The organism is Campylobacter sp. BCW_6468, assembly GCF_001762865.1.
Classification (GTDB): Bacteria; Campylobacterota; Campylobacteria; order Campylobacterales; family Campylobacteraceae; genus Campylobacter_D; species Campylobacter_D jejuni.
Map to the genome: position 1 here is coordinate 1 of NZ_MJXQ01000035.1, position 18,283 is coordinate 18,283.

Below are 18,283 nucleotides of genomic sequence, written 5' to 3' on the forward strand. Positions count from 1 at the left end.
GGATTCGAACCAACGGCCCCCTCCTTAAAAGGGAGATGCTCTACCGGCTGAGCTAACGAGACATTTTCTGAAATAAAAATGTGATTATGCCAAAATTAGCTCTATTTGTCAAGCTTTTTTAAATCATTTTTGGCATTTTCTCTCCAAATAACGAGAAAATATACTTATAGGTAAAGTCAAAACAAGATATGTAATAGCCAAAATTACATAAGCTTCAAGAGTAGCAAAAGTATAAGAATTTATCTCTTGCGCACTTTGGGTTAATTCATTTACAGCAATAACGCTTAATAAGGAACTATCTTTAATTAAATTTGCAAATTGTCCACTCAGCGGTGCTAAAATATTTTTTAAAGCTTGGGGAAAAATTACATACGCAAAAACCTGCATCTCTTTTAACCCTAAAGCCCTAGCGCTCTCAAGCTGAGATATAGAAATACTTAAAATTCCAGCTCTAAATATTTCAGCTAAGTAAGCAGCAGAAAAACATGATAAAATAATAACTCCAGCCACATATCGATTATCAAGTCCTAAATTATTTGCAATGATATAATATATCAATAATACCTGCACTAGTAAAGGGGTTCCTCTGACAAGCTCTATGTAAAATGTAGATAAAAATCTTAAAAAAACAATCGAACTTAAAGAAAAAGCACAAAAAACTCCACCCAAAATTATACTCAACAATAAAGAAAAAAAACTGATTATTAAAGTATTTAAAAAACCTTGAAGAAATTTTTCTTTATAGGTTGCAATTGCGCTAAAATCAAAATGATAAGCACTTATACTAAAACTACAATAACAAAACAATATTAAAAATAAAATCAAAAGAATTAAATTAGTGATTATTTTTGACTTTGATAGAGGTTTTAAAGGTTTAAAATTCTTATTTTTTTGAGTAAACAAAGACAATAAAAATCTCCAAAATTACAATTTATTCATTTCTTAAAGTATCTAAAATATTAATTTGAGTTGCTTTTTTTGCAGGATAAAAAGATGATAAAGCTATGATTATTAAAGCACCCACAATGGTTAAAGAAAAATCCATTAAAGACAAATCAAGTGGTAATTTACTGGTTCCATAAACATCAACAGGTAAAGTTACAATATCAAAATTTCCCAAAAGCCATAAAGCAAAAAATGCAAGTACCACACCCACTATCATACCACCACCACCAATAAGCATACCTAAGGCAAAAAAACTCTTTTTTACCTCATTTTTGCTTGCACCTAGAGCAAGTAAAAGTGCTATTTCACTGCGACGATTCATTACTATCATCAATAAAGAACTTACTATATTTAAACTTGCAACCAAAATAATAAGCATCAACACTATAAAAAGCGCTCTTTTTTCAAGTTCTAAGGCTGAAAAAAAATTTTTATTTTGCTCCCACCAACCCACCACAGCATAATCATCTTTTAAATAAGATTTAATTTTTTCAACATCCTTAAAAGCATTATCGCTATATACATGAATTCCATCATAATTTGGATTTTTAGGTATTCCAAGTACTTTTTTCAATGCATCAACATCTGTGTACATATAAGCTTTATCATAAAATGCAAGCCCTGAAGTAAAACGCGCTTTAACATCAAAACGTTTAGTTTGCGGTACTAAAGAAAATCCACTAGGATTAAGATTTGAAAAAATAAGTGAAAGTTTGTCATTTTTATGCAAACCAAATTCATCAGTAAGTGCTGATCCTACAAGTATATCAAAACCACTTAAATTCTCATCCTTTAAAGCTTTAGCAACCACTTCGTTTATTTTTTTTTCATCATTAAAATTAACGCCAAAAAGCACACCACCTTCAAAACGATTATCTCCCTTTACAACAACTTGAGTGCTTAAATAAGGGCTAAATAACAAATTTGGAAATGTTTTTCTTAACTCATCTATAAATTCATCATTTACAGGAGCATAGAATTTAGGCAAAATAGTAATAGGATAATTCATCACAAAAAAGCGTTTTTCAAATTCTTTATCAAAACCATTCATAATTGCCATAGCTACAAGCAAAACGCAAAGTCCTACACAAACTCCTAAAAAGGCCAAAAGCATAGAAAGATTGATAAAGGGTTGCTCTTTATCAAATCTTAAATACTTAAAAAGTAAATATTTTAAAACGCTTTTATTCAAGCTAAAATTCCTTGCTTAGGACCACTTTTTCCATGGCATTCTTTAAATTTTTTTCCACTTCCGCAAGGACAAGGAGCATTGCGTGGAACTTTTTTAAATTCAGCTTCGCCAAGATTATCTTCGCTTGCGCCCATTTCTACTGAGCTTTGAAGTAGCTTTTCATTTTCTTCATTGGCTTTATTTTCTAAATTTTGCGCCTCTTCTTGATTAAATTGCACGCTAAAAAGTAGTTTAATACTATCAAATTTAATACGATTGACCAACTCCAAGAAAAGATTATAACTTTCTTTCTTATATTCCACAAGAGGATCTTTTTGATTGTATCCACGAAGTCCTATTCCTGTTTTTAAAATATCCATTTGATACAAATGCTCTCTCCAAGCATTATCCAAAACTTGCAAATATAAAATACGCTCTATATTACGCAATTCTTTAATCTCAAGTCTTAACATCTTTTCATTATAAGAATTTTCAAGAATTTGACTTAGCTTGTCTTGCATTTCAATGACGCTTAAATTCTCAAAATCTTTTTCACTAATCTGAGTTGAACATTCATACAAAATTTTTGCTTTCAAATTTTCAAAATTTACATTAGAACCGCTTTCGTCAAGCATATAATCATTCATTACATTTGCGCTATATTCAGCGATATTTTGAGAAATTTTAGCTCTAATATCATAGTTTTCATCTAAAAGCTCATTACGATAACGATAAATAGTTTTTCTTTGTTCATTTGCTACATCATCGTATTCTAACAAATGCTTTCTGCTTTCAAAATGCAAGCTTTCAACTTTTTTTTGCGCATTTTCAACCGCTCTTGTAACGATTCTTGATTCTATGCTTTCGCCCTCTTCTATGCCCAAGCGATCCATAATACTTTTAATACGATCCCCACCAAAAATTCTTAAAAGATTATCTTCTAAACTTAGATAAAAACGACTTATTCCAGGATCACCCTGCCTTCCTGCACGACCACGAAGTTGATTATCAATACGGCGGCTTTCATGTCTTTCTGTACCGATGATATAAAGCCCACCCAAAGCCCTAATCTCATCATCGATTTTTATATCCACACCACGACCTGCCATATTTGTAGCGATAGTTACAGCACCTTTTTTACCTGCATCTTGGATAATCAAAGCTTCTTGCTCGTGATTTTTAGCATTTAAAACATGATGAGGGATTTTCTCTTTTACAAGCATATTGTGAAAAACTTCACTGCGCTCTATACTTGCGGTTCCTACAAGTACAGGCTGACCTTTAGCATTGGCTTTTTTAATCTCTTCAATTACAGCTTTGAATTTTTCATTTTGAGTTTTATAGATAAGATCATCTTTATCTTGTCTTTTAATAGGAATATTTGTCGGTATAGAAATAACATCTAAACTATAAATTTGAGAAAATTCAGTCGCTTCTGTTTGTGCAGTTCCTGTCATACCTGCAAGTTTATTGTACATTCTAAAATAATTTTGAAAAGTAATATCTGCTAGAGTTTGGCTTTCTTCTTGAATTTTTACATTTTCTTTAGCTTCTAAAGCTTGATGCAATCCTTCGCTAAAACGACGTCCTTCGCTTAAACGCCCTGTAAATTCATCAACAATGATAACTTCATTATTTCTTAAAACATAATGCACATCTTTTTCAAAAAGATTATGTGCTTTTAAGGCTTGATCAAGCTGATGAGCTAAGATAGCATTATCAAGACTGTATAAATTTTCTACGCCAAAAAGTTTTTCAGCCTTAGCAATACCTGCTTCTGTAATTAAAATATTACGATTTTTCTCATCTACTACAAAATCACCCTCAGGTTTTGCAGGGGGTAAAACTGCTTCACCTTTTTGCATTTGTTTAGCTACTTCATTGGCTTTAATATAACCATCTAAAGTACGATTTGTAGGACCGCTGATGATAAGCGGAGTTCTTGCCTCATCAATTAAAATACTATCTACTTCATCTACGATAACAAAATTATGCTCTCTTTGAACTTTTTCAGCTTTTGAAAATTTCATATTATCACGCAAATAATCAAAACCAAACTCATTATTGGTTCCATAAGTAATATCACAATCATAAGCTTGCTTGTGTTCTATATCACTATTTTGAGAAGAAAGCACCACGCCAACACTAAAACCTAAAAAATTATAAATCGCACTCATTTGCTCAGCATCTCTTTTGGCTAGATAATCATTTACTGTAACGACATGTACGCCTTTGCCACTCATGGCATTTAAAACAACAGGTAAGGTCGCTACAAGAGTTTTACCTTCTCCTGTTTTCATTTCTGCGATTTTTCCATCGTGCAAAACCATACCACCGATTAACTGCACATCAAAATGACGCATATTTAAAGTTCTCTTACCTGTCTCTCTGACTATAGCAAAAACATCATTTAAAACATCATTTTCGTTTTTTTCTCCGCTTAAAATTTGCTCTTTAAATTTTGCAAATTCAGCTTTTAATTCATCATCGCTTAAATTTTGATAGTTGCCTTCTAAAGCATTGATTTGTGCTACACGCTTGAAATATTTCTTAACTTCACGATCATTTTTTGTGCCAAACACGGCTTTTAAAGCATTTAAAAACATTTCTAAACCTTTATAAATTTTTCAAACTATCATTATAACGATTATTTAATTAAAATTAGCTAGAATGACATAAAAAATATATTTTTTTAAGGAAAATAAATGAAAAAAACATTCTTGATATTTTTTATTTTTATAGGACAACTTTTTGCCCTTGATCTTAATTTTAATACCTTTTCAAGCAATTTTACCCAAATAGTGAAATCCAAAAACTCTACACTTTCTTATTCTGGGCATTTTATACTGAGTAAAGATCAAGCATATTGGAGTTATGATACTCCTAGTAAAAAAGAGATTTATATCAACAAAAATCAAGTAACCATAGTAGAGCACGATCTAGAACAAGTCATTTTCTCTCATCTTGATAACATTCCAAATCTTAATGAAATTTTCAAAAAAGCAAGTCTTATAGACAAAGATAAACTTGTAGCAAAATATGATAATATAAACTATACAATTAAACTCAATCAAGAGCAAATTCAAAGCATATCCTATAAAGATGAATTTGAAAATGATGTTATAATCAATCTAAACAATCAAATTAAAAATCCAAAAATTAATTCCGATGTTTTTAAGGCAAAAATTCCGCAAAATTATGATATAGTTCGCTAATTTTGCGTTGAATTTTCATCAAGCTTTATATCATAGCCTGTTTGTGGCAAATGATAAGGCTTGCTTGCATTATTTTCTTTGAATATTTGTGGAGGATTGGCGATTAAATCTCTTTTAATTTTTTCTTCTATATCTGGAGTCATTTTAGGTGTATTTAAATTATCTATATTGATTTCTCCATTGTTATTTTTATTTTCTTCATCTGAATCTTTGAAAAGCTGTTCAACTTGTTTGGCTTCTAAATTTGGGACACTAGGAGCTGGGATCTTTTCAACACTAGGAACTTGAGTTTTAGGAACTTCTAAGTTTTCAAGTGCTTTTTTTACCTCACTACCCATACCTTTCTCTTTAGCCTCAGTGCTTTCTAAAAAACGTTTAAACTCCTCTAAATCAAATTTTTCCACTCCACTTAAAGATATGATATATATATCATCTAGTTTAATCTTATATTTCTTATCTAAAAATTTTTCTAAAGTTTTTTTAAAATTATTTTTTCCAATTTCTGTAAAAATATCTTCGTAAAAAAACCCTGAAATTACTGTATTTACAGCATCAATTAACTTATTTTCATTTTCTTTTAAATTATTCCCATCAAATTCCAAAGAAATTTCAACTTTTTTAAGAACATTTGCTCCACTTTTAGAATACAAATCTGTTCTTATTTTATCTATTTCAAGATTTTGAGCATTTAAACTCAAAACCAAAAAAACACTTAAAAATATTTTTTTCATTTAATGCCTTTAAATGATTTGTTCTTGTATTTCGAGATCTAAAAAATTATGTTTTTTATAAAATTCAATCACATTAGAATCTATTTTTAAAATATTAGCAAAATAAAATCCAAAATTTATCTTTTTTGTAGAATAAATTTTTAAAGTATTTGGGTTTGTAGCGCGAGAAAGAGCGACATAAAGCTGTCCATTTTCAAAAATATGATCAATATCACACACTAATTTTTCAATACTCATACCTTGTGATTTGTGTATAGTAATAGCATAAGCTAATTTAATAGGAAACTGTGTAACACTTGCGAGAATATTAACAACAAAATCTTTACCTGATTGCTCAAGTTCTTCCATGAAAAAAGTATAAGGTTCAAGTAAAATTTTCATCCCATTATTTTTAATAATGCTAATATAAATTTTCTCCTCTTCATAAAGAATATCTTCTATAATGCCTTGCTCTCCATTATAATAATTCTTATCCCAATTATTTACGCAAAAAATAATACGAGCGCCTATTTTAATATTTAATTCTTCCAATATATTTAAGCTTCTAATCCAAGAATCAAGCTCTTCATCTTTTATTCTCTTATCTTCTTTTTTAACCTGAGCCTTAAAGCATACAAGCGGGGTCTCAAGTTTGCTTAATTTTTCTTGATTGATATTGTTTACTTTTTTATTGATACCACAAAGTAAAGTATAATCATCTTCTAAATTTTCTAATTCTTTATAATCAATTCGCAAAGATTCAAAAAAGCTTAAAATTTTTTCATCTAAAAAACCTTGTCTAATCAAAGATAAATGGTTATAAAATTCCATATTTTGCGTTCTTTTAGGTTGAGAAAGTTTAATATTCTTAAAATTTAAATCTTGCCAAAAAAATGAAGAAAAAGCATAATAAGAATGGTTAAATAAAGTTTCTTTTTTTTCTTTAATTACTGGAGGCAGTTGAAAAAAATCTCCAACAACTAAAATTTTTCCATTAAATTGAGAATTTTTAAGTCTAAAGCCTATCATTTCAAAAACATTTGCGCTAACCATGGAAATTTCATCGATAATAATAAGCTCAATCGTTTTTAAAAGCTCTTTAAGTTTTGTTAATTTTTCTTTTTGTTTTTGATTGCGATCCAATGCACTTAATTTCATCATATCATCACAATACCCTAAACAAAAAAAGCTGTGTAAAGTAACACCGCCTATATTAAACGCCGATAGAGCACTAGAACCAAGAGCTATGGCTAATTTTTTTTGTTTTCTATAAGATTTGATAAGCTCATTTGTCAAAAAGCTTTTACCAACTCCAGCGCCACCACTTAAAAAAACATTATCATAAGCTAAAATTTTTTCTAGTTTATCAAGCATTATATTTCCTTAGCTTTAATTATAACTATTTTTTCTAAAAGGTTGATTATGAAATCTTGTTTATATTTTACTTTTATAGTGCTATTTTTAACAGCTTGTTCAACAAAAAATTTAACTTCGCTTCATCATGAAAATTTAGAACAAAAAAATGAAAATAAACATTATGCAAAACTTGAATACGAACAAAATGTAAGCATTTTACCACAATTTACTTACAATATTAATTTTGATGCAAAACGATATAAAAAATATTTCTTTAACCCTTGGCATGATTCATTTAAAAACTACAAAGGACAAAATATTTTTTGGTCCTTTCCTTTATATTTAAATTCAAAAAATACTTATTATTTTTTCAATAAACAAATTATTCCGCTTTCATGGTTTAAAAATACTATAAATAACGCAAATATCCAAGAATTTGGCAAACTTAATCAAAAAGCTTTGATTATCCAAAATACAATCATTAAAAATCTTCCAACCCAAAGAGCTATCTTAAAAAGTCCTTTTTTTGAAAATGAAGGAATTCCTTTTGACTATGCAAGCGATGGCATTTTAAATACTGGATCCCCTGTCTTAATTTCACATTTTAGTAAAGATAAGCGTTATGCTTTTGTTTTAGGTGAAGCTGGATTTGGATTTGTTGAAAGTAAAAATTTGGAATTTTTCTCAAACGATAGAGCGAAAATCTATGAAAATCTCAACTTTATCACACCACTAAAAGAAAAATTTGCTATCTATAGCGAGGATGGTAAATTTTTCTTTGAAAGTAGAATTGGTGCTATCTATCCTTACTACAAAGAAGATAAAAACTATTTTTATGGAAAAATAGGTTCTAAAAAATATAAAATTTCTAAAAAAGATGTATCTAAATTTCCTTTACAATTCAATGATAAAAATTTAAAAAATCAACTTTCACAAGTTTTAAATTTGCCTTATGGCTGGGGCGGTTATAATTTTGAAAGAGATTGTTCTTTACTAACTCGTGATATCTTTTCAGCTTTTGGACTTTATCTACCAAGAAATTCAGCTGCACAAAAAAATTCTTTTAATCATTTTGATATAAGCACTCTTAGCAATTCTCAAAAAAAAGATTTTTTAAACCGCTTTGGAAAAGCTTATTTAAGCTTACTTTATTTACCTGGACATATTATGCTTTATGCAGGACAAATTACAGATAATAATATTGCCATACATAATATATGGGGCTTAAGAAAAGATGCAACCCAAAGACTTCTCATAAGTTCTAGCGTCATCACTTCTTTAGAAATAGGAAAAAATGAAATTTTAGAAGATAATTTGCTTTTATCAAGACTTAAAGAAATAAGTTTTATAAATTTAAATGAACAAGAAAAAGAGCAAATAAAAAGCTATCTTGAAAATATACAAAACAAATAAGATTTATTGATTTAATCAATAAATCTTTTAGTTAAATCTGCAAAATATTCTATGCGTCTATCTCGCAAAAAAGGCCACCAACGACGCACATTTTCACTTCTTTTTTTATCTATTTCTATGATTTTTACACATTCGTTTTGAGAATCTAAAAGACAAAGTTCTTCACCTTGAGGGCCAAAAACAAAAGAATTTCCCCAAAATCTAATGCCCTCTTCTATCCCGCTTACATCTTTTTCAAAACCTACTCTATTGATAGCTACTACATATAAACCATTAGCTATAGCATGTCCTTTTTGTACGCCAAGCCAAGCATTGAGCTGTCTTTGTTTTTCTTCATCTTTATCCTTATCAAACCAACCAATTGCCGTGGGATAAATAAGAATCTCAGCTCCTTTTAAAGCCATAATTCTTGCTGCTTCAGGATACCACTGATCCCAACAAATAAGCACTCCAAGCTTACCTAAACTTGTATTTATAGGTTCAAAACCCAAATCTCCAGGAGTAAAATAAAATTTTTCATAAAAACAAGGATCATCGGGTATGTGCATTTTGCGATATTTGCCTGCTATAGAACCATCTTTTTCAAAAACCACTGCAGTATTATGATAAAGTCCGGCACTTCGTTTTTCAAACAATGAAGCAATAAGCACTATTTGATTTTTTCTAGCTATATTTGCCCAAAATTTCACATCTTTTTCATAATCATTAGCATAGTCAAAAAAATCCACATTTTCACTTTGACAAAAATACTCACTTTGATGAAGTTCTCCTAAGCAAACAAGCTCAGCTCCTTGTTTAGAGGCTTCTTCTATAAATTCGCAAGTTTTTTTTATAGTTTGTTCTTTATTTAAATGAAATTTTTGTTGTATTAAAGCGATTTTCATTGTCTTTGCCTTTCTTGTTCTGCATCATCATAAGGATCTAAATGAATTTGTATATCCCATTTTTCATTTTCAAACATCTTACGCACACCTTCTTCTATTTCATCTGAAATTTTATGCGCATTTAAAAGCGAAATTATAGGGCAAAAAACCAAATGCACGCTTAAATAATTACAACTTGGAGTTTTACGCGTCTTTAATTCATGATAGGAAATTATTTCAGGATTATTAGAAATCAAAGTACAAATTTTATCCACTTGTTCCTTAGGTAAAGCCTCATCCATTAAAAAAGCTAAAGCTTTTTTAATGATTTTAAAAGCAGAAAATGCCGTATAAAGACTGATCACTATCCCAAAAATAGCATCAATAATATGTAAATTTGTAAAATAAATCAAAACCAAAGCCCCTAAAGTACAAGCATTGGTTAAGCAATCTGTTTTGTAATGCAAAGCATCACTTTCTATAATCAAACTTTTGGTTTTTTTAGCTACATAATTTAAAAAAAGTACAAGAAAAAAAGTCATAATTAAAGCAAAAATCATCACATAGATGCTTGAATTTAAATCTTTAATTTCTTCTTTATAATAAATCTTTAAAATACTCTCATAAAAAATAAAAATCCCCACGCCAACTATAAAAACACCTTCTAACAAACCCATTAAAGCTTCAATTTTAGAAAAACCAAAATTATAATTTTCATTCGCCTTTTGTGAGCTTTTTTTAAGAGCCAAAAAATTAAAAGCAGAAATAGCAAAATCCATTAAAGAATCAATCGCACTTGAAAGTACTGCAACAGAACCACTTGTTAAGCCTACTATAAATTTAACCAAGGCTAAAACAATGGCACATAAACTTGCTACAAGAGTTGCTTTTTTTTGCAAACTCATCTTAAACCTTTGAAACGATTTTGACAAGAACAATGCAAAGAACCGTTTTGTCGTAAAAACACTCTTGCATCTACTCCTATAATTTTATGACTAGGTAAAGCTTTAGAAAGTCTTTTAGCTATGATTTCATCATTTTTATCCTTATAAAAAGGCACAATTAAAGCATTATTTATAAAAACAAAATTCGCATAAGTTGCGCCCAATCTTCTTCCTTCATAGTATAAAGGATTAGGTATAGGAAGTTCTACTAAATCAAAGCCTGTTTTTTTAAGCTCTTCTTTCATTTTTTGCAAAGGCAAATAATGTTCATCCTCTTCATCTTCACAAATACAATGTGCTATGGTATTTTTATCTATAAATCTTGCTAAGGTATCGATATGATGATCTGTATCATCACCTTTTATGAAACCATTTTCTAGCCAAATAATTTGCTTTAAACCAAAAATTTCTTTTAATTTTATATCAATTTGGGTTTTGTTTAGATGAGAATTTCTATTTTCATTTAAAAGACAATGAGAGCTTGTAAGCATCACACCCTCTCCATTAAAGTCAATACTTCCTCCTTCTAAAATAAAATCAACCTTTTTAAGTTCCTCTTTAAATTTTTCTTTAAAAAGCTTAGAATTTACAGCATTATCAAGCTCACTTTGAAATTTATTTCCCCAAGCATTAAAAGTAAAATCAAGAGCCTTTAAACGACCATTTTCTATTATATCTATAGCTCCAAAATCACGTATCCAAGTATCATTGGTATCACATTTAAAATACTCTACATTTTTTATATCTTTAAAATTTTCAAAATCACTCTGTTTAGGAGCTATAAGTAAAACTTTTTGAAATTCACTCACTGCTTTTACAAATTCTTTATAACTTTGCAAAATTTCCTCTAAATAGGGATTCCAATCGCTTTTTTCATGGGGTAAAGAAAGCATGAGGTATTCTTGCTCACTCCATTCAGGAATTGATTTTATCATTTAACTACCTTTTTTGATAATAAAATTATAATTGTATCATTTTTTAGACTTTTGTCAAATTTAAGAAGATTACCTCGATATTTCGAGGCTTTAGGGTATTATTTAAAAAAGATCTTCATTTCATCATTACTTAAAACAAGTTTTCCATTTTCATTTGAAATTTTAAAAATTCCTTTGAAATTTGAAAGGAAAGAATTTTCAAAATCCATTACATCCATTGGATGACAAAGCATTTGAGTTGAAGCTACGCGATCACCTTCGATTTGCAAAGTATCCACCTTAGTTTGGTAAGAACCAAAAAAACGATTACACCCTGAATAACCATAAAATTTATTATTTTCAAAACTAATATTTGGACTTTCCTCTGCGTTTTTTGGATTAAAAGTTTTACCATTAACTATAATTTTTTCTATTTTGAAAAGCTGATTTTGTACAAGTTCATTATTACCTTTAGAAGTAGATGAAGTAACAGAAGTACTAGCACAACCTGCAAAAAAAGTTGCAGCTAAAGCAATTTGAAGCGTTTTTTTCATTTTATTCCTTTAAATTTGAAATTGGTTAAGTTCGCTTTCGAGATTATGACACACTATTTTTAACTCATCTACAACTTGAAGTAGAATTTTAGAAATTTCTTCATTCTTTTCACTTACTTCAACATTTTCTTGCATACGAGAAAGTAAATTTTATATATTCTCTTGGGAAATTTTTATTTTTTCAGTACATTGAGTTACCAAAGCCCTAGCATCTTCGTTACATAATTTAACCTCATTAGTATCATCAACCAATAAAGCGGTGTCATCATTTAAAGCTTGTATACTTTGAGTATTTTTCTTTAATTCTGCGTTAACCTCATTAATACTTTGCAAAAGCTCTTTTGTAATTTGAGCTACATTTCCCAAAAATTCTTCACTGTTCTGAGCCAACTGCCTATCATCCTCAGCAATTACAGAAAAACCTAGTCCAAATGCACCAGCCCTAGCTACTTCTATGCCAGAGCATTTAGGGATGGTAATTTTGTTTTATCTGCGATCTTATCCATCATTTGAGTTGCTTTTTGTATATTACCTGCTTGATTGACCATGTTTTCAACTTTTTTAGCCAATTCATTTTCATTTTGGGATACTATTGATACTTTATTAGCAACATTAAACAAAGATTTAAGCATTTGCTCTAATAATAAAAAGGATTTTTCATTGGCACTATTTGCCTTATTTGACAAACTAGCAAGTTCTCTAAGTTCATTGCCAACATTTGCACCAAGTTTAAAACTTTGATCTATTTGCTTATGACTTTGTGAACTGATATCACTTAAAAAATAGCATTTGAATTTAAAAGATTGCTTTGTTTTTCTACATTTTTTAAATTATGACTTGCACTGCTAACTGTCTTGTGAGTTTTTTCGATAAATTGATTGATATATCCACAAGCTAAAGCAATTTCATCTTGACCTTTAACTGAAATACGAGCTTTTAAAATTGCCGCTTCCTTGAGCTAATTCTTTAGCATGATTTAAAAGCTCTAAAACGGGCTTTCCAACAACAACTTTAAGCATTAAAAGAACCACCACAAAGGGTAAAAATCAAAGCAATAGTAAATATTATAATATAAGATTGACCGGTTTTGCTTATATCTTTTTAAACACCTTCTAAAGAATGTGATATATCCATAACCCCAATCACACTTCCTGCATTAGCATTTCATGACAAGTAACACAACTTTCATCTGCAATCAAAGGGCGTATCAATCTTAAATACACAACACCATTTATATTTTCTTCTAAAGCTTGAATTTTAGGATTTGAAAATTGTTCTATAATACGCTTATCATTTGAAATTTGAGGGGCTTTCATCTCAAAAAGATCTATAGTATCTTTTGAAGGATAAATTTTAATATCACTAATACCCTCTATACTTTTTACATCTTCAATGGCTTCTTTAATTTTTTCAGGATCTCCTAAATTCATAGCCATTCTCATTGTTTGAAAAACAGAAGTACTTACGGTATTTAAATTTGCCCTGCTCATTTTATTGGCAGTATTTTTAAAATCCAAATTTAAAATCACTTGCATTACAATGAAACTTATAAGCAACACCACAAAAATTGCAGCAGAAACCTTAAATCCTATAGTTTTAAACATCATAGTTTCCTAAAAATAAAATTTTTCGGAAATATTTTACACATAATTTATTTAATTTTTATTGAATTATGTGTAAAAAACATAACATTCCATTAAACTTAATGTAAGAAATGTCTTACTCCTGTAAAATAAAGCGCCATACCATACTCATCAGCCGCCTTTACCACTTCATCATCTCTTATACTTCCGCCTGGTTCTACTATAGCTTTAACCCCTACTTTACTTGCTTCATCTATGCTATCTCTAAAAGGAAAAAAGGCTTCACTTGCTAAAACGCAACCTTGCAAATCAAGTCCCATTTCTTTAGCTTTAGCGATTGCTGCCTTTGCTGCATCGATTCTACTTGTCATACCCATACCTATAGCCACCATAGCGCCATTTTTTACATAAACAACATTGTTTGATTTGGTAAACGCTGCTATTTTCATAGCGATTTCAAGATCTTTTAATTCTTCCTTACTTGCCTCTCTTTGACTCATAAGCTTTGCATTTTTAAGCTCATCTTCGCCCACTTCATCGCTGTTTTGATATACAAAACCCCCATCAATATGTTTAAAATCATATTTATCAAAACCGCGGATTAAAAATGGACTTTCTTGAGTGAAAATTTTAATGCGTTTTTTACCTTCAAACACGGCTAAAGCTTTTTCATCTACATTGGCTGCGATGATTACTTCTACATAAATTTCATTGATTTTATTTGCTAAAGCCTCATCAAGAGTTCCATTGATTGCAACCACTCCTCCATAAGCACTAACGCTATCGCATTTTAAAGCATGTATATAGCTTTGTACTAAATTTTCTTTTATAGCAAAACCGCAAGGATTTCCATGTTTTACTATAGCAATAGCTGGAGCTTTATCGAAACTACTAGCTAAATTTAAAGCTGCGTTAATATCGGTTAGATTATTAAAACTTGCTTCGCCTTTAAGGGCTTTGAAATTTGCACTAAAAAAGGCATCAAACTCATATAAAGCCCCTTTTTGATGTGAATTTTCTCCATATTTTGTATCAAATACTTTTTGCCCTACTATAAATTTACTCGCTCCAAAACCTCCGTTAAAGCGTTCATTCATATAATTTGCAATATAAGCATCATAATTTGCCGTATGCTCATAAGCTTTTATCATCAAATTTAAACGAAAATTCTCATCATTTTGACCTTTTTTTAAAGTCTCAATCACTTTTTCATAATCAAGCGGATCGCAAAGTACCATCACATCTTTATAGTTCTTTGCTGCACTTCTTATCATCGCAGGCCCACCTATATCGATATTTTCTATAATTTCATCAAAATCATCACTCATAATAGTGGTTTTTTTAAAAGGATATAAATTTACACAAACTAGATCAATGCCTAAAATTTCATTTTCTTTTGCTTGTTTGATATGATTTTCATCGCTTCTTTTGTGTAAAATCCCACCGTGAATCTTAGGATGCAAAGTCTTCACACGCCCTTCAAAAAGCTCAGGACTCTTTGTAAAATCACTCACTTCTATAACTTTTATTCCATTTTCTTTTAAAAGCTTAAAAGTCCCGCCTGTTGAAAGAATCTCAAAGTCTAAATTTTCAAGCTCTTTGCCAAATTCTACTATGCCTTCTTTATCACTCACACTAAGTAATGCTCTCATTTTTACCTTTCTAAATGTTTTTTAACTTTTTCGTAAGCTTCGTTGATTTTTTGAAATTTCTCTACACCGATTTTAAGCTCTTCTTCACTAACATTGTTTGCATTTAAAATATCAGGATGATATTTTTTTGCTAAATTGCGGTATTGTTTTTTTACTGCATTTAAATCTGCATTATTTGAAAGTTCTAAAATAGCAAAAGCTTCATCAAGGCTTAATTCTTTTTTAGTACTTTTTAAATTTGAAAGACTTGCTATAAAAGCGTCTAATTCGCTTTTTGCTATATCAAAGGCTTTAGCGATTTGCTCTAAAATTTCACGCTTTTTAGCATTAAAATCTGCATCGATTAAAGCCATAAAAACAAGCACACGCAAGACATTAAAACGCTCATTTTTAGGCAAAGGCACTTCTTTTAAAAAATCTTTTGCCACATAAAAAGCATCACTTAAATTTTCTTTATGTTCATTAAAACTTGCTTTTAAAAAAGCTCTTTCTTTTTCATCTTTGGCATTTGCATCTAAAAGATCTTTGATCATTTCAGCTTCATTTTCACTTACCCTACCATCACTTTTTGCAATTTTTGCCAAAAGTGCGATAACATAGTAATTCATACGCCTTTTAAACTCATCCATTCTTTCTTCCATAACCCCACGAGCAAAACCCTTAGCAAAGCCTTTGGCTCCTCTTGTAGCTGAGTTTAAAAAATCCTGTTTCCCCCAAGTTTTATAATACCAGTAAAACACCAAAATAACGAGTATAATTAAAACTAAAGTCATTGGATTTGCTCTTTAAAACTTTCAAAATAAAGCTTGTCAAGTTCAGCCTTGCTTAACTCAATGTTATCAAGTTTAAAATGTTTTTGGCTTGTACTCACACCTAATTTATAAGCTTTTACTCCAAATTCTTTGGCTAAATTTAAAAAAGCTTCTTCATTTTCTTTGCTAAGCCCTACTATAGCACGACTTGCACTCTCATCAAAAATCATTTTTTCATCATCAAAACCACTTGTTAAATTTACACCCACACTAGAAATAGCAAACATTTTTGCCAAAGTCATAGCAATACCCCCTATTCCTACGCTATTGGCACACTCAAGTAAAGAATTTTGATTGGCTTTATAAAGCAAATCCCAAAGTGCAATTTCAGCTTTATAATCAAGCTCTTTAAGACTTCCTGATACTTTTTTATCTTGGATTTTCATTACCATAGATCCACCAAATTCCCCTAAACTTTCACCCAAAAGATAAACACTTAAATTTTCTTTTTCAAAATTAGCTTTTAAGGTTTTATTTGCATCTTCTAAAACCCCTACGCTTACTATAGTAGGACTTGGATAAATACTTACGCCTTCAGTTTCATTATAAAGTGAAACATTGCCGCTTACTACTGGGGTATTTAACTCTTTACAAGCTTCTTTAATGCCTTCGCAACCTTGTGCAAATTGCCACATCACTTCAGGATTTTGCGGATTTCCATAATTTAAACAATCACTTATTGCCAAAGGCTTAGCCCCCGTGCAAGCAACTTTTCTTCCTGCTGAAGCTACTGCTAAAGCTGCTCCTATTTTAGGATTTACATAATTTAAGCGTGAGTTACATTCTATAGCCATAGCCACACTTGCACCATTTTCTTTGATACGAATAACACTAGCACCTAATCTTCCATCAGCTTTTATAGTATTGGTTTGCACACTTGAGTCAAATTGATCATAAATAAAAGCTTTGTTGTTAATATTTTCATTTTGAAGCATTTGTATAAAAAGCTCTTGAATGCTTAATTTTAGCTCAAATTTATAATCTTTAATTTCACTTAAATATTTTGGCTCACTTATAGGACGACTTAAAATCGGCGCTTTTTCACTTAGAGGCTCGATAGGAATAAGCCCTACAAGCTCATCATGCCAAAAAAGCTCCATTTTTCCTGTATTGGTAACTTCACCTATAACCACAGCATCTAAATCCCATTTTTTGAAAATTTCTATAACCTTATCTTCATAGCCTTTTTTCGCACAAATAAGCATTCTTTCTTGAGACTCGCTAAGCATTAACTCATAAGGAGTCATACCGCTTTCACGTATAGGAGTTTTATCTAAGTAAAGTTTCATGCCACTGCCACTTCTTCCTGCCATTTCAAAAGAACTTGAAGTAAGCCCTGCAGCACCCATATCTTGAATACCCACAATATAATCAGTTTTAAAAAGCTCTAAACAAGCTTCCATAAGAAGTTTTTCACTGAAAGGATCGCCAATTTGCACTGTAGGACGCAAAGATTTGCTTTCTTCATTGAAGCTATCACTTGCCATAACCGCTCCACCAAGTCCATCACGCCCTGTTTTTGAACCCACATAAATCACAGGATTTCCTACACCTTCAGCCTTAGCATAAAAGATATCTTCACTTTTACAAACCCCTAAAGCAAAGGCATTAACTAAGATATTTCCATTAAAACACTCATCAAAAGCACATTCTCCACCTATAGTTGGCACACCCATGCAATTTCCATAATGAGAAATTCCATTTACCACACCTTTAACAAGGTATTTTTGATGTTTGCCGCATTTTTCATCATGAATATTGCCAAATTTTAAAGAATTTAGCCCTGCAACCACTCTTGCACCCATAGTAAAAACATCACGCAAAATTCCCCCTACTCCCGTAGCCGCACCTGCAAAAGGCTCGATAAAGCTAGGATGATTGTGACTTTCTACCTTAAAAACTGCTGCCATACCTTGCCCAATATCAATAACCCCTGCGTTTTCTCCTGGGCCTTGAATCACCCAAGGTGCTTTAGTTGGAAAACCATTAAGATATTTTTTACTGGATTTATAAGAGCAATGCTCGCTCCACATCGCAGAAATAACCCCAAGTTCTAATAAATTTGGCTCGCGTCCTAAAATTTCTAAAATTTGTGCATATTCTTCATCACTGATTTTATGTGCTTTTATGGTTTCTTTGTCCATTTTTATC

The 18,283-nt window shown here is 30.5% G+C and carries 15 protein-coding genes and 1 pseudogene; 2 read left to right on the forward strand and 14 right to left on the reverse strand.

Annotated elements, in window-relative coordinates; all coding sequences use genetic code 11:
• Positions 1-123: 123 nt before the first annotated feature.
• From AJ889_RS05195 to secA, 3 genes are read right to left on the reverse strand one after another with little or no spacing between them, the layout of a single operon-like run.
• Entirely contained in the window at positions 124-909 is a 786-nt protein-coding gene (locus tag AJ889_RS05195; RefSeq protein ID WP_002853310.1) for an amino acid ABC transporter permease, read from the reverse strand.
• Positions 910-931: 22 nt separating this feature from the next.
• Positions 932-2,137, reverse strand: coding sequence for an ABC transporter permease (locus AJ889_RS05200; protein WP_002853329.1), 1,206 nt, complete (start codon positions 2,135-2,137; stop codon positions 932-934).
• Positions 2,134-4,722 carry a preprotein translocase subunit SecA gene (gene secA / locus AJ889_RS05205; protein ID WP_002858134.1) on the reverse strand — a complete coding sequence of 863 codons (2,589 nt, stop codon included), beginning with the start codon at positions 4,720-4,722 and terminating at the stop codon, positions 2,134-2,136. Before secA ends, AJ889_RS05200 begins: the two co-directional genes overlap by 4 nt.
• A 99-nt stretch (positions 4,723-4,821) precedes the next feature.
• Between secA and lolA the strand changes: the two genes are divergently transcribed.
• Positions 4,822-5,331, forward strand: coding sequence for a LolA-like outer membrane lipoprotein chaperone (gene lolA, locus AJ889_RS05210; protein WP_002853302.1), 510 nt, complete (start codon positions 4,822-4,824; stop codon positions 5,329-5,331).
• Here the strand turns inward: lolA and AJ889_RS05215 are convergent.
• Positions 5,328-6,062, reverse strand: a complete 735-nt coding sequence (locus tag AJ889_RS05215; RefSeq protein ID WP_002873180.1) for a hypothetical protein — start codon at positions 6,060-6,062, stop codon at positions 5,328-5,330. The two genes, lolA and AJ889_RS05215, sit on opposite strands and share 4 nt — an antisense overlap.
• A 9-nt stretch (positions 6,063-6,071) precedes the next feature.
• Entirely contained in the window at positions 6,072-7,415 is a 1,344-nt protein-coding gene (gene pif1 / locus AJ889_RS05220) for an ATP-dependent DNA helicase Pif1 (RefSeq protein WP_002867436.1), read from the reverse strand.
• A 48-nt stretch (positions 7,416-7,463) separates the two neighbouring features.
• On the opposite strand from pif1, the gene AJ889_RS05225 reads away from it, so the two are divergent.
• Complete coding sequence (locus tag AJ889_RS05225; protein WP_032584392.1) at positions 7,464-8,810, forward strand: SH3 domain-containing C40 family peptidase; 1,347 nt, start codon at positions 7,464-7,466, stop codon at positions 8,808-8,810.
• A gap of 11 nt (positions 8,811-8,821) precedes the next feature.
• Here the strand turns inward: AJ889_RS05225 and AJ889_RS05230 are convergent, their stop codons facing one another.
• From AJ889_RS05230 to purL, 9 genes and pseudogenes are all read right to left on the reverse strand, one after another.
• Positions 8,822-9,694, reverse strand: a complete 873-nt coding sequence (locus AJ889_RS05230) for an N-carbamoylputrescine amidohydrolase (RefSeq protein WP_002859227.1) — start codon at positions 9,692-9,694, stop codon at positions 8,822-8,824.
• Positions 9,691-10,578, reverse strand: coding sequence for a cation diffusion facilitator family transporter (locus AJ889_RS05235; protein ID WP_002853697.1), 888 nt, complete (start codon positions 10,576-10,578; stop codon positions 9,691-9,693). The genes AJ889_RS05230 and AJ889_RS05235 overlap by 4 nt, the downstream gene beginning before the upstream one ends.
• Positions 10,575-11,552, reverse strand: coding sequence for an agmatine deiminase family protein (locus AJ889_RS05240; RefSeq protein WP_002859225.1), 978 nt, complete (start codon positions 11,550-11,552; stop codon positions 10,575-10,577). The genes AJ889_RS05235 and AJ889_RS05240 overlap by 4 nt, the downstream gene beginning before the upstream one ends.
• 98 nt (positions 11,553-11,650) lie before the next feature.
• Positions 11,651-12,085 carry an META domain-containing protein gene (locus AJ889_RS05245; protein ID WP_032584394.1) on the reverse strand — a complete coding sequence of 145 codons (435 nt, stop codon included), beginning with the start codon at positions 12,083-12,085 and terminating at the stop codon, positions 11,651-11,653.
• A 9-nt stretch (positions 12,086-12,094) separates the two neighbouring features.
• A pseudogene (locus tag AJ889_RS09865) lies at positions 12,095-12,771 on the reverse strand (methyl-accepting chemotaxis protein).
• A 456-nt stretch (positions 12,772-13,227) separates the two neighbouring features.
• Positions 13,228-13,689 (reverse strand): membrane protein, encoded by a 462-nt coding sequence (locus tag AJ889_RS09870; RefSeq protein WP_002869903.1) that lies wholly within the window; start codon positions 13,687-13,689, stop codon positions 13,228-13,230.
• A 98-nt stretch (positions 13,690-13,787) separates the two neighbouring features.
• On the reverse strand, positions 13,788-15,320 hold the full coding sequence (gene purH, locus AJ889_RS05260; RefSeq protein WP_002935188.1) for a bifunctional phosphoribosylaminoimidazolecarboxamide formyltransferase/IMP cyclohydrolase: 1,533 nt from the start codon (positions 15,318-15,320) through the stop codon (positions 13,788-13,790).
• Positions 15,321-15,322: 2 nt separating this feature from the next.
• Positions 15,323-16,093 carry a DnaJ family molecular chaperone gene (locus AJ889_RS05265; RefSeq protein WP_002860711.1) on the reverse strand — a complete coding sequence of 257 codons (771 nt, stop codon included), beginning with the start codon at positions 16,091-16,093 and terminating at the stop codon, positions 15,323-15,325.
• Positions 16,090-18,276 carry a phosphoribosylformylglycinamidine synthase subunit PurL gene (gene purL / locus AJ889_RS05270; protein ID WP_032584396.1) on the reverse strand — a complete coding sequence of 729 codons (2,187 nt, stop codon included), beginning with the start codon at positions 18,274-18,276 and terminating at the stop codon, positions 16,090-16,092. Before purL ends, AJ889_RS05265 begins: the two co-directional genes overlap by 4 nt.
• Positions 18,277-18,283: the final 7 nt, after the last annotated feature.

Bases quoted from the DNA above. Each gene is read 5' to 3' on its own strand.
- secA (WP_002858134.1), bottom strand. From the start codon at position 4,722: ATGTTTTTAAATGCTTTAAAAGCCGTGTTTGGCACAAAAAATGATCGT.
- lolA (WP_002853302.1), top strand. From the start codon at position 4,822: ATGAAAAAAACATTCTTGATATTTTTTATTTTTATAGGACAACTTTTT.
- AJ889_RS05215 (WP_002873180.1), bottom strand. From the start codon at position 6,062: ATGAAAAAAATATTTTTAAGTGTTTTTTTGGTTTTGAGTTTAAATGCT.
- pif1 (WP_002867436.1), bottom strand. From the start codon at position 7,415: ATGCTTGATAAACTAGAAAAAATTTTAGCTTATGATAATGTTTTTTTA.
- AJ889_RS05225 (WP_032584392.1), top strand. From the start codon at position 7,464: ATGAAATCTTGTTTATATTTTACTTTTATAGTGCTATTTTTAACAGCT.
- AJ889_RS05230 (WP_002859227.1), bottom strand. From the start codon at position 9,694: ATGAAAATCGCTTTAATACAACAAAAATTTCATTTAAATAAAGAACAA.
- AJ889_RS05235 (WP_002853697.1), bottom strand. From the start codon at position 10,578: ATGAGTTTGCAAAAAAAAGCAACTCTTGTAGCAAGTTTATGTGCCATT.
- AJ889_RS05240 (WP_002859225.1), bottom strand. From the start codon at position 11,552: ATGATAAAATCAATTCCTGAATGGAGTGAGCAAGAATACCTCATGCTT.
- AJ889_RS05245 (WP_032584394.1), bottom strand. From the start codon at position 12,085: ATGAAAAAAACGCTTCAAATTGCTTTAGCTGCAACTTTTTTTGCAGGT.
- AJ889_RS09870 (WP_002869903.1), bottom strand. From the start codon at position 13,689: ATGTTTAAAACTATAGGATTTAAGGTTTCTGCTGCAATTTTTGTGGTG.
- purH (WP_002935188.1), bottom strand. From the start codon at position 15,320: ATGAGAGCATTACTTAGTGTGAGTGATAAAGAAGGCATAGTAGAATTT.
- AJ889_RS05265 (WP_002860711.1), bottom strand. From the start codon at position 16,093: ATGACTTTAGTTTTAATTATACTCGTTATTTTGGTGTTTTACTGGTAT.
- purL (WP_032584396.1), bottom strand. From the start codon at position 18,276: ATGGACAAAGAAACCATAAAAGCACATAAAATCAGTGATGAAGAATAT.